The organism is Bradyrhizobium jicamae, assembly GCF_018130215.1.
GTDB classification, from domain to species: domain Bacteria; phylum Pseudomonadota; class Alphaproteobacteria; order Rhizobiales; family Xanthobacteraceae; genus Bradyrhizobium; species Bradyrhizobium jicamae_A.
In genome coordinates, this window is sequence record NZ_JAFCKQ010000010.1 from 1 (window position 1) to 12,274 (window position 12,274).

A 12,274-nucleotide genomic window follows, 5' to 3' on the forward strand; every position below is an offset into this window, starting at 1 on the left:
TGCGCTCTCGTCAGTCACGCATGCGGCGTCCACCGCATCCCACCACAACGTTCGTGACGATCGCGAGCGCCCCTCGAGCGGGTGAGACGGGAAATTCTATACACTGATTTGCCGTTACGATAAACCGAAATATTTTTGCGGCGAGACATTGACAGGTTTTTACTGATTTGCCCGTCGTCGGACATTCCTGCATGGCTCACTGTCGTCATCCAGGGATCCGCACCGTGGTTAACCGATCCTGAACGCTCCCGCATAAATTGCGTCCGGTTTGGGTCCGCTTTCTCAATTTGATGCCCCTATAAGAAACGAAAAAGCGCGGGGGCGCGGGGAATTGGGAACAGGGTCATGAGCGGGCTTTTGCCAAGGCCGAAGGCGGTGCCGACCAAGCGGCTGCTGGCGCTCGGTATCGGCCTCGTTCTTTGCTTTGCGGCGATCTGCGTATCCATCCTCTGGGAGATGGCGCAGAAGGACTATCAGCATGCGAAGGAAGCCGCGACGAACCTCATCGCCTCCCTCGCCAGCGAGGTCGACCGCAACATCGAGCTCTATGACCTCTCGCTGCAGGCGGTCGCCGACGGCGTCAAGCTGCCTGACATCAACAAGATCAGCCCGGAGCTGCGCCAGGTCGTGCTGTTCGACCGCGCCGCCAGCGCCAAGGACCTCGGTTCAATCCTCGTCCTGAATGCGGCGGGCGACGTCACGCTGGATTCCAGGACGCTGACGCCGCGGCGCGCGAATTTCGCCACGTATGATTTCTTCCGGGTTCATCAGGCGCATGCGGACGCAGGCCTGTTCATCAGCGCCCCCTGGGTGACAACGGAAGGCGAATATCTGATCAGCCTGAGCCGCCGCATCAGCAATGACGACGGATCGTTTGCCGGGGTGGTCGCGGGCAGCATGCGGCTCAGCTATTTCCACAACCTGTTCCGCAAGCTGAATTTCGGCCCCGACGACAGCATGGTGCTGTTCGATACCGACGGCACGATGCTGATGCGCTCGCCGTTCGACATCAACAAGATCGGGCAGAGCATCAGGGAAGCCCAGGTCTTCAAGCAGTTCCCGGCCCGGACATCCGGCTTCTACACGACGAAATCGATCGTCGATCACGTCAGCCGCCTGTACGTCTTTCAACAGGTCGGACACCATCCCCTGCTGATTGCGGAGGGCCTTTCGCTCGACGGCATCTATGCGGACTGGTGGCAACAGTTCTGGCTGATCGGCGCCGTGGTGGCCGCGCTCGGTGTCTTCTCGATCGTGCTGATGTTCTATCTGCTCGGGGCGGTGAAGCGGCGGGCCGACGCAGAAACCCAGCTGGCGCGCCTCGCCAGCACCGACGCCCTGACCGGCCTCGCCAATCGCCGCCGTCTCGACGAGACCCTGGCCGTCGAATGGCGCCGCGGCCTGCGCGCCCGATCGCCGGTTTCGCTGCTGATGATCGACGTCGATCACTTCAAGGCCTTCAACGACACTTATGGGCATCAGGCCGGCGACGCTGTGCTCGCGACAGTGGCCCGCTGCATCGCTGCAAGCACCAAGCGCGTATCCGACCTCGGCGCGCGCTACGGCGGCGAGGAGTTTTCCGTGCTGCTGCCCGGCATCGGCAAGGCCGGCGCGCAGGAGATGGCGGATCAGATTCGCAACCAACTGGCGGCTTTCCGAACCGGCCAGCACGAATTGCCGACCGTCAGCATCGGCCTCGCCTGCATCACCCCCGGCGCGGAGCACACCTCGCACGACCTGGTGCAGGCCGCGGATCTTGCGCTCTACGAGGCCAAGCGCGCCGGGCGCGACCGCATCATGGTCAGTCCGATCGGGCGCGAGCGCCCGACCCCACGGCGTGCCGCGTAACCGCCTACTCCACCAGCAGCACGTCGACCGCGACGTTGAGCTTCTGCTTGCGGGCGCCGACGATGACGCCGTCGACCGGCGAGACGTCGGCGAAGTCGCGCCCGATCGCGAGGATGATGTGGTCGTTTGCGACCACGAGATCGTTGGTCGGGTCGAACCCGACCCAGCCGAGCGCTGTGCCGCACCAGACCGAGACCCATGCGTGCGTCGCGTCCGCCCCCTGCAATCGCGGCTGGCCCGGCGGCGGGATCGTACGCAGATAGCCGCTGACATAGGCGGCCGGCAGACCGAGCCCGCGCAACCCCGCGATCATCACATGGGCGAAATCCTGGCAGACGCCGTGGCGCTTCTCGAATACCTCCTTGAGCGGGGTCGAGATCACGGTCGCCTTCGGGTCGTATTTGAACCCGGTGCGAATGCGGCGCATCAGGTCGGCCGCGCCTGACACGATTCCGTCTCCGGGCGGGAAGCTCGCGGCGGCATATTCCGTCACGGTTCGCAGCACCGGCACCAGCGCGCTGGCAAAGACGTAACCCACGGGAGAGTCCGCGCCAAGACTCGACGCTTCGAACGCGCCATCCCGCACCGCCTCCCAAGGCGGGCTCGCTGCATCGCGCGGCAGCGCCTGCCGATCGACCGAGACGCGCGAACGCGAATCGATGCGCAGGTTGCGATGCGCCGTCTCGATCAGCACGCTTTCCGTCAGCGTACCGAAGAAATCCCGCCGGGCCGTCCGTTCCGAGGGTTTCGGCCGGATATCGACGCTATGGGACATCAGCTTCTGGCCGGCGCCGCTCATCGGCTCCAGCCGCAGCGAGCATCGTGCAAAGCTGACCTGGGTCTCGTAGCTGTAGGTCGTGACGTGACGGATGTCGTAGATCACGCCAGCCCCGTGAGCTTCTCCGGCCGGCTGGCGTTCGGCCCATGCGGGAAGTAGTGCAACCCGATGGCGTCGGCGAGGCTGAGCAGGTCCTGCTCCAGCGCGAACAGCGTCTTGACGTCGAGTGAAGCGGCTTCCGCCGTCGTGAGCATCGCCTCGATCGCGACCGCCAGCCGCTGCGGCCGCTCGATCAGGCCGTGCTCCTTGAGGCTCGGCAGCGCCGCGATATGCTCGTTCAAGCCCGCGACCTGGAACGCGACCGAGCGCGGATTGTAGGGATCGAGCACCGCAAGATCGCGCACCGGCGCCAGCAGCGGCTGCACCAGATAGCGCGAGCGATAGGTGATCTGGCAGTCGACCAGCGTCAGCAGCACGTCGAGGTCTTCGTCGCCGGCTTCGTCATAGGCGAACTGGCGCGCAAAGCGCGTGGTGTTGACGGCCCGTTCGGCGCGCCGCCCCATGTCCAGGAAGCGCCAGCCCGCGGCACGGTTCATGTTCTCCTGCGCAAGCCCGGCAAAACTCGCCAGTTCCTGCAGGGTCAGCTCGGCGGCGCTGACCACGCCGTCGTCGTCATGGACCTCGATGGCGAGGCGGTCGGCCATCTCGGTGATGACCTGCCAGGCATCCGGCGACAAGCGCTCGCGCAGGCCGGTCGCGGTGCGCTGGGCCGAGCGCACCAGCGACAGCGCCGAACCGAATTTCTCCTCGTTCTGCAGCGCCTCCAGCGCGACCTTCGCCGGATTGGTGCGCGCGGTCTGCGAGGTCGCGCCCCATGCGACCAGCATGCGCTGGATGCGCTCGGCCGAGTGCAGCGTCGGTGCCGCTCCGGTGGAATTGCCGCGTGCGGGGTCGCGCAGCGGCGTGCACAGTGCGCGGATCAGCCGCATGGTCGCCTCGGCGCGCTCGAGATAGCGGCCGAGCCAGAACAGATTGTCGGCGGCGCGGCTCGGCAACACGCCGGCGATGCGGCGGATACGCACGGTGTCGACCGCGGGCAGCAGCGTCGAGGTCGCGACCGCCTTGTCGGAGACCACCCAGACGTCGGCGGACACCGCGCCGTCGCCCATCGACACCGCGCGGGCATCCGCGCGTTCGGCGATCCGGCAGAAGCCGCCGGGCAGCACGGTCCAGCCGTTCGGCGTCGCCGCGGCGAACACCCGCAGCACGAAGGGGCGCGGCGCGAGACGGCCGTTCTCCCACACCGGCGTGGTGGAGAGACGCACCAGCTCCTGGCCGACATAGTCGACGCCGCGACTGGCGATCGCATCCTTCAGCCGGCCGCGCTCGTCCGCCGACAACTGACCGGGGAGCACGGGGCCGTTGCCCGGAAAACCAGGAACACCGCGGCCATAGGCGCCCTCGATCGCAAACTCGTCGAGCCGTGACAGCACCTGCTCGCGCGCCGATTTCTGGCCACACCACCAGGTCGCGATGTGCGGCATCATCAGATCTTCGCTGAGCAGGCGGCGGCAGAGATTGGGCAGGAAGCCGAGCAGCCCGCGAGCCTCCAGCACGCCCGAGCCCGGCATGTTGGCGACCACGACGCCGCCCTTGCGCAGCACCTCGACGAGGCCGGGCACGCCGAGATAGGAGGACGCATCGAGCTCGAGCGGATCCAGCATGTTGGAATCGACCCGGCGCAGCAGCACGTCGAGCCGTTTCAGTCCGGCGACCGTGCGGATGTGAACGCGGTCGCCGGAGACGGCGAGATCATCGCCCTCGACCAGCAGGAAACCAAGATAGCGCGCCAGCGTCGCGTGCTCGAAATAGGTCTCGTTGAACGAACCCGGCGTGAGCAGTCCGATTCGCGGCTCGTCGCGCTCGGCGCTGGCACGCAGCGAATCGCGAAACGATTCGAAGAACGGCGCGACGCGCTCGACATTCATCGACTTGTACAGATTGGAGAAGGCGCGCGAGAGGACCAGGCGGTTTTCGAGCGCGTAGCCCGCGCCTGACGGCGCCTGGGTGCGGTCACCGAGCACCCACCAGCGGCCGTCCGGCCCGCGGCCGATGTCCGCGGCATAGAGGTGCAGATAGCGGCCGCCCGGCGGCTTGATGCCGCTGATCGCGCGCAGGTACTCGCCGCTGCCGGCGATCGCGGCTGCAGGAATGGCGCCGGTGGCGACGAGGCGCCCCTCGCCATAGAGGTCGGCCAGCACCATTTCCAGGAGCTGCGCGCGCTGCGCAATCCCGGCCGCGAGCTGCCGCCAGTCGGCGGCATCGATGATCAGCGGCAGATGGCTGAGCGGCCAGATCCGGTCGGACGTGTCGCCGGGCGCGCGGTAGGTGACGCCGGCCTCGCGCAGATGCCGGTCGGCGGAAGCGAATCTCCGCTCGATATCGGCCGGCGACAATGCCGCGAAGGCGTCGAAGAATCGGGTCCAGACCGGACGCGGTGCGCCGCCCTCGGCGATATATTCGTCGGGAATGCCGGGAAGGCGGGCATAGTCGCGCATCCATTGCGCCATCCGGCGCTGGCCGGGGCGGGCCCTGCTCTCCTGATTGCTGCCTTGACTGTCTTTCTGGCCGACCGGTTCGGACATTCCGTTTCCCTGACACCCATTAGTGCAGGAGCGGCGTCCGCAAGTCGAGGGTCAAGGGGAACTCAATTGTGCGTTCCTCCGGCGGCGTCTCGATCCTGCCGGGGGTGTGGCCGTGGTCCTGGAAGCGCGCCAGGCGCCGCGCCTCGGCCTCGTAGGAATTGACCGGCTTGGTCTCGTAATTGCGACCGCCGGGATGGGCGACATGATAGACGCAGCCGCCGAGCGAGCGGCCGTTCCAGGTATCGATCAGATCAAACGTCAGCGGCGCGTGCACCGGGATGGTCGGGTGCAGGCCCGAGGCGGGCTGCCAGGCCTTGAACCGGACGCCCGCGACGGCCTCACCGGCGCGGCCGGTCTCGGTCATCGGCATCCGGCGGCCGTTGCAGGTGACGACGTGGCGTCCCTCGACGAAGCCGGTCGCCTTGACCTGCAGCCGCTCGACCGAAGAGTCGACATAGCGCACGGTGCCGCCCGAGGTGCCCTCCTCGCCCAGCACGTGCCAGGGCTCCAGCGCCTGGCGCAGCTCAAGACCGACGCCGCCATGATGGACCCGGCCGAAGGCGGGGAAGCGGAATTCGAGCTGGGCCTGGTACCATTCCGGCTCGACATCGTAGCCGGCCTGCCTGAGCTCGGCGAGCACGCCCAGGAAATCCTCCCAGAGGAAATGCGGCAGCATGAAGCGGTCATGCAGCGCGGTGCCCCAGCGCACGAATTTGCCCTGCAGCGGCTCGCGCCACAGCCTGGCGATCAGCGCGCGGATCAGAAGCTGCTGCGCCAGCGACATCCGCGGATCGGGCGGCATTTCGAGCGCGCGGAATTCGACGAGGCCGAGCCGGCCGGTCGGACCATCAGGCGAATAGAGCTTGTCGATGCAGATCTCGGCGCGATGGGTGTTGCCGGTGATGTCGACCAGGATGTGACGGAACAGGCGGTCGACCAGCCACAGCGGCGCGTCCATGCCCGGCGGCGGCACATGCGACAGCGCGATCTCCAACTCGTAGAGCCCGTCGTGCCGCGCCTCGTCGATCCGCGGCGCCTGGCTGGTCGGACCGATGAACATGCCGGAGAACAAATAGGACAGCGACGGATGCCGCTGCCAGTACAGGACAAGGCTCTTGAGCAGGTCGGGACGGCGCAGGAACGGCGAATCCTGCGGCGCGGAGCCGCCGACCACGATGTGATTGCCGCCGCCGGTACCGGTGTGGCGGCCGTCGATCAGAAAGCGGTTGGCGCCCAAGCGTGTCTTCGCCGCGTCCTCGTAAAGGCCGAAGGTGATGTCGACGGCCTCGCGCCAGCTCTGCGCCGGCTGCACGTTGATCTCGATCACGCCGGGATCGGGCGTCACCTTGATGACCTCGATGCGCGGATCGAACGGCGGCGCGTAGCCCTCGACATGCACCGGCAACTGGAGCTCCCCGGCGGTCGCCTCGATCGCGGCAACCAGGTCGAGATAGTCGTCGACCTTCTCGACCGGCGGCATGAAGGCGCACAGCACGCCGTCGCGCAGCTCGATCGACATGGCGGTGCGGACCGGCAGCGGCTCGGGTATCGCCTTGAGCGCGTGCATCAGCTCCGCGTCGAGATCGGCAAATCCCTCGCGCGGCGCCATCGGGTCCTGCTCGACCGTGTAGGGATAGTCTTCCGGCGGGACGTATTCGAGCGAGGCGATCGGAAGCCGAAGACCAAGCGGAGAATCGCCGGGTGCCAGGAACAGATGGCTGCGACGGATCTTCCAGCGCTCGCTGCGCCAGCGCGCCGGCACGCGGTCGCCCAGCGGCGTCCAGCGCTGGATCGGCAGCACATAGCCCTTCGGCGTCGTCAGCCCCTCATCGAACACCCGCGCGAGCCGCGCCCGCTCTTCCGGATCGGTCAATTTGGAGTTTGCCGGGCTGACATTGGCCGGCAGCCCCGCTTCACGCTGGATCCAGAACGCCGGATCCTCATAGGCCGATATCACGTGGTCGGCGCGGAGACCGAGCCTGCTCGCGGTTGCATCGGCGAAGCGCCGTGCGTCGGCGATGTCCGCCTTGCGCGGGTTCTCGATCGACGCGATCAGGCCGGCGTTCTTCCAGATCGGCTGGCCGTCCTTGCGCCAGTACAGGCCGAACGCCCAGCGCGGCAGGCTTTCACCCGGATACCATTTGCCCTGCCCGTAATGCAGCAGGCCGCCAGGCGCAAAGCGCGTGCGCAGCTTGCGGATCAGATCGTCGGCCAGCGCGCGCTTGGTCGGCCCGACCGCCGCGACGTTCCATTCCGGCGATTCCAGATCATCGACCGAGACGAAGGTCGGCTCGCCGCCCATGGTGAGCCGCACGTCACTCTTGTGCAGATCGGCGTCGACCTGCTCGCCGAGCCGGTCAAGCCTCGCCCACGATTCATCCGAGAAGGGCCGCGTGATCCGCGGCGCTTCGCGGATGCGCCTGACGTTCATCTCGAATGCGAAATCGACATTGGCGAAGCCCGCCGTGCCGGAGACCGGCGCGGCCGAGCGATAATGCGGCGTCGCGCAGACCGGAATATGCCCCTCGCCGGTCAGCATGCCCGAGGTGACATCGAAGCCGATCCATCCGGCGCCCGGCAGATAGACCTCGGCCCAGGCGTGCAGATCGGTGAAATCGGCCTCGACCTCGCGCGGCCCTTCCACCGGGTCGATATCCGGCCGGAGCTGGATCAGGTAGCCGGAGACGAAGCGCGCGGCGAGCCCGAGGTGACGCAGCGCCTGGATCAAAAGCCAGGCCGAGTCGCGGCACGAGCCGGAGCCTGCAGCCAGCGTCTCCTCCGGCGTCTGGATGCCCGGCTCCATCCGGACGATGTAGCGGATCCTCTTCTGCAGCTCGGCGTTCAGCCCGACCAGGAAGTTGACGGTCGAATCAGCCGCGCGCGGAATGTCCTTCAGATAGGCCGACAGCAGCGGGCCGGGCTCCGTGGTCTCCAGATAGGGCGCGAGCTCGGCCTTGAGATCACCGGCATAGTCGAACGGAAAGCTGTTGGCATAGGGCTCGACGAAGAAGTCGAACGGATTGACCACGGTCATCTGCGCCGTGAAGTCGACCTCGATCTTGAACTCGGTTGCCTGCTCGGGAAAGACGTAGCGCGCCAGCCAGTTGCCTTGCGGGTCCTGTTGCCAGTTCACGAAATGGTTGGATGGCGTCACCTTGAGCGAATAGCTCAGGATCGACGTGCGCGTGTGCGGCGCCGGACGGAGCCGGATGGTCTGGGGCCCGAGATCGATCGGCCGGTCGTATTTGTAGTGCGTGACGTGATGCAGTGCGATGAAGATCGACACGAGCGAGGGACTCCAGCAGCTTTTTTGAGCAGAACACTGCTGCCGGTCGACATCAAGCACTAACAACGGGCACGCCGTGCCCACGGCATGAGCGAATAGCGAATGGCGATTGGCGAATGGACCTGCCTGTTCGCCACTCCCTGTTCGCCATTCGCCTGGCTTACATCGTCGCCCCTAGCACCCACGGCGCGAACTCGGCGCCGCCGAAGTCGAAGCTCTCGCTCTTGGTTGGCTGGCCCGAGGCCGTTTTGAGGATGAGGTCGAAGATGCGCTGGCCGCATTGCTGCACGCTTTCCTCGCCGTCGAGGATGGTGCCGCAATTGACGTCCATGTCGTCTTCCATGCGCTTGTACATCGGCGTGTTGGTCGCGAGCTTGATCGAGGGCGCGGGCTTGCAGCCGAACACGCTGCCGCGGCCGGTGGTGAAGCAGACGAGATTGGCGCCGCCGGCCACCTGCCCGGTCGCCGCGACCGGGTCGTAGCCGGGCGTGTCCATGAAGACAAAGCCCTTCTTGGTCACCGGCTCGGCATAGTGCAGCACGTCGACGAGATTGGTGCTGCCGGCCTTCGCCATCGCACCCAGGGACTTCTCGAGAATCGTGGTGAGGCCGCCGGCCTTGTTGCCGGGACTCGGATTGGCGTTCATCTCGGCGCGCTCACGCTGGGTGTATTCTTCCCACCAGCGCATCAGGCCGACCAGCTTCTCGCCGACCTCCCGGCTGACCGCGCGGCGGGTCAGCAGATGCTCGGCGCCATAGGTTTCAGGCGTCTCCGAGAGAATGACCGTGCCGCCGTGCCGCACCAGAAGATCGCTCGCGGCGCCGAGCGCAGGATTGGCCGACACGCCGGAATAGCCGTCGGAGCCGCCACATTGCAACGCCACCGTCAATTCGCTTGCGGGCACGGGCTCGCGCTTGACCTTGTTGGCATCAGCCAGCGCCTCCTTGACGAAGGCAACGCCCGCCTCGACGGTCTTGCGGGTGCCGCCGACCTCCTGGATGTCCATCGCTCGCAGGCGACCGGCAAGCTTCTGCTCCTGCATCAACCCGCCGATCTGGTTCACTTCGCAACCGAGGCCGAGCACGATCACGTTGGAGAAATTGACATGCCGCGCATAGCCGCCGAGCGTGCGGCGGAGCAGCGCCAAGGGCTCGTCCTGGGTCATGCCGCAGCCGGTCTTGTGGGTCAGCGCGACCACGCCGTCGACATTGGGGAAATCGGCCAGCGGATTCTCGCCGGTGAATGGATTCTTCCTGAAGACATCGGCGACGAGGCCTGCGACATGGGCACTGCAATTCACCGAGGTGAGGATGCCGATATAGTTGCGGGTCGCGACACGGCCATCGGGACGGCGGATGCCGTCGAAGGTCGCCGGCAGGTCGAAGTTCGGCACCGGCTTGACGTCGACGCCATAGGCATAGTCCTTGGCGAAATCGCCCATGCCGCAATTCTGGGTGTGCACGTGCTGGCCCGGCGAAATCGGCGCGGTCGCAAAGCCGATGATCTGGCCGTAGCGCTTGATCGGCTCGCCCGTCGCGATCGGCTTGATCGCGACCTTGTGGCCGGCCGGAATGCGGTCGACCGTGGTGACACCGTCTGACACCTCGAGCCCCGGCGGCAGGCTCGCGCGCGCGATCAACACGCTGTCGTCGGGATGCAGGCGGATCACTGGTGCCGGGGCCATGGGAGTTCTCCTTGTAGTTGGCGAATAGCGAATGGCGGGTAGCGAATAGCGCTACCGCAAAATCCCATTCGCCATTCGCTACTCGCTTTTCGCGTGCTTACGCCTTGCCGCCGGACTTTTCGCGGGTCTGGTTGACCTGCATCTTCGCGTAAGTCTGCATCAGGCCGACCTCGTTCGACAGCGTCACGAGCTTGAAGCCCATGTTGATGGCGCGCACCGCGCCCTCGGCACCCGAGCAGTGGATGCCAGCGTTGAGGCCGCGCTTGCCGCATTCCTTGACGATCTTCTCATAGATCTTGAGGATTTCCGGCTCGTCGCGATCGAGCTTCGGCACGAGGCCGTAGGAGAAGCCGAGATCGGACGGACCGACATAGACGCCGTCGATGCCCTCGACGTCGAGGATCGCTTCCATGTTCTCGATCGCGGTCTTCGTCTCCATCATCGGCAGCAGCACGATCTCGTCGTTGGCGGTCTTCTGATAGCTGCCGGCCGAACCGTACATGCCGGAGCGGATCGGGCCGTTGGAGCGCACGCCCTTCGGCGGATATTTGGCGTAGGAGACCAGGTTCCTTGCTTCCTGCGGCGTGTTGACCATCGGGCAGATCACGCCATAGGCGCCGCCGTCGAGCACCTTGCCGATGATGCCGGGCTCATTCCAGGGCACGCGGACCATCGGGGTCACCGGATGGCCGTGCATCGACTGGAAGCATTGCACCATCGACAGATAGTCCTGCACGCCGTGCTGCATGTCGACGGTGACGCTGTCGAAGCCGCATTGCGCGATCACTTCGGCGGAAAAGCCGGAGGGGATCGCGAGCCACGCGTTCACCACCGCCTTGCCCGACGCCCAGACTTGCTTGACCTTGTTTGCCATTGATCGCGTTTCCCTTTGCGGTTTATTGGGGGACGAGCCTTAGCTGGTCGCCCGCTGGATGCTCACTTCGCCGACGCCGACTTCGCGCGCGGTGTTCACTATCGCCGCCCAGGTGTCGTCAGGCAAGGGGATGCCGTTCCTGGTGCGCTCGGCGCGGGTCGTGCGTTCGGGATCGCCCGGAATCAGCACGGATTCCGTACCTGCGATCGGTTTGGTCGCGCGGATGAAATCACTGTAGCGGGTGATTTCCGCATCGAAGAAATCGCTGGTGTCGATCACCTTCGGGTCGATGTAGAACGCCATCATGCCGTTGGCGAAACGCCGATCCGACGACGTCGCGCCGGTCCCGGTCAGAGCGCCGCCGAGCAACTCGCAGATGAACGCGAGACCGGAACCCTTGTGATCGCCAAAGGCGCGGATCGCGCCGGTCCCCTTGGTGTGGTCACGCGGCCCGTCCGGCGTGTACGGACCGTACAGCACGTGCGGATCCTGGCTCAGGGTTCCATCGGCATCGACCAGGGCGCCGGCCGGCAGCTTCTTGCCGCCACGGCTTGCGACGAGGCATTTGCCTTCAGCCACGACGGAGGTGGCGAAATCGAGCACGATCGGTTCCCGGCCCTGCCGCGGAATGCCGACGCAATACGGCGCGGTCGACAGGCGCTTCTCGACGCCGCCATAAGGCGCGACCAACAGCGACCCTGCCGCGGTCACGAAATGAATCGAGACGAGACCTTCGGCGGCGGCCATTTCGGCCCAGTCGCCGACGCGTCCGAGATGGCCGGAGTTGCGCAGCGCAACCGCTGACAGCCCCGCCTTCTTGCACTTCTCGATGCCGATCCTGACCGCGACCGGTGTGACGGTCTGGCCATAGCCGAACTTGCCGTCGACCACCGCGAGCGACGGCGTGTCGACCACGACCTCCGGGGTCTGGTTGGGCACGATCGAGCCCATCTTCTTCCACCTGACATAAACGGGCACACGGATCACACCGTGGCTGTCGTGCCCGGTGAGGTTCGCGGTCGTCAGGTACGTCGCGATGCGCCTTGCCTCTTCGGGCGAGGACTCCGAATGGGAGAAGACTTCGGACACGAAGTTGATGAGATTATCGACCTTGATGGTGACCATGAACGACTGGCTCGCTGGATTTATGCTCGCGGCA

7 protein-coding genes are annotated in these 12,274 nt (G+C 66.1%); 1 reads left to right on the forward strand and 6 read right to left on the reverse strand.

Features of this window, described 5'->3' with window-relative positions; all coding sequences use genetic code 11:
- Window positions 1–345 precede the first annotated feature (345 nt).
- Complete coding sequence (locus JQ586_RS14095; protein WP_212395180.1) at window positions 346–1,848, forward strand: sensor domain-containing diguanylate cyclase; 1,503 nt, start codon at window positions 346–348, stop codon at window positions 1,846–1,848.
- 4 nt (window positions 1,849–1,852) lie between these two features.
- On the opposite strand, the gene JQ586_RS14100 is transcribed toward JQ586_RS14095, so the two are convergent.
- The 6 genes from JQ586_RS14100 to JQ586_RS14125 form a co-directional block, all read right to left on the reverse strand.
- A complete protein-coding gene (locus JQ586_RS14100; RefSeq protein ID WP_212395181.1) occupies window positions 1,853–2,731 on the reverse strand; it encodes a transglutaminase family protein in 879 nt (292 codons plus the stop codon).
- Window positions 2,728–5,271 carry a circularly permuted type 2 ATP-grasp protein gene (locus JQ586_RS14105; protein ID WP_212395182.1) on the reverse strand — a complete coding sequence of 848 codons (2,544 nt, stop codon included), beginning with the start codon at window positions 5,269–5,271 and terminating at the stop codon, window positions 2,728–2,730. Before JQ586_RS14105 ends, JQ586_RS14100 begins: the two co-directional genes overlap by 4 nt.
- Window positions 5,272–5,290: 19 nt before the next feature.
- Window positions 5,291–8,557: a DUF2126 domain-containing protein gene (locus JQ586_RS14110; RefSeq protein WP_212395183.1), complete on the reverse strand. Its 3,267-nt coding sequence runs from the start codon at window positions 8,555–8,557 to the stop codon at window positions 5,291–5,293.
- 160 nt (window positions 8,558–8,717) lie between these two features.
- Entirely contained in the window at window positions 8,718–10,241 is a 1,524-nt protein-coding gene (locus JQ586_RS14115) for a UxaA family hydrolase (RefSeq protein WP_212395184.1), read from the reverse strand.
- Window positions 10,242–10,338: 97 nt separating this feature from the next.
- On the reverse strand, window positions 10,339–11,115 hold the full coding sequence (locus tag JQ586_RS14120) for an HpcH/HpaI aldolase/citrate lyase family protein (protein ID WP_212395185.1): 777 nt from the start codon (window positions 11,113–11,115) through the stop codon (window positions 10,339–10,341).
- Window positions 11,116–11,154: 39 nt separating this feature from the next.
- Window positions 11,155–12,240: a malate/lactate/ureidoglycolate dehydrogenase gene (locus JQ586_RS14125; RefSeq protein WP_212395186.1), complete on the reverse strand. Its 1,086-nt coding sequence runs from the start codon at window positions 12,238–12,240 to the stop codon at window positions 11,155–11,157.
- Window positions 12,241–12,274: the final 34 nt, after the last annotated feature.

Coding starts and splice junctions, on each gene's coding strand:
- JQ586_RS14120 (WP_212395185.1), bottom strand. CDS start 11,115: ATGGCAAACAAGGTCAAGCAAGTCTGGGCGTCGGGCAAGGCGGTGGTG.
- JQ586_RS14125 (WP_212395186.1), bottom strand. CDS start 12,240: ATGGTCACCATCAAGGTCGATAATCTCATCAACTTCGTGTCCGAAGTC.
- JQ586_RS14095 (WP_212395180.1), top strand. CDS start 346: ATGAGCGGGCTTTTGCCAAGGCCGAAGGCGGTGCCGACCAAGCGGCTG.
- JQ586_RS14115 (WP_212395184.1), bottom strand. CDS start 10,241: ATGGCCCCGGCACCAGTGATCCGCCTGCATCCCGACGACAGCGTGTTG.
- JQ586_RS14105 (WP_212395182.1), bottom strand. CDS start 5,271: ATGTCCGAACCGGTCGGCCAGAAAGACAGTCAAGGCAGCAATCAGGAG.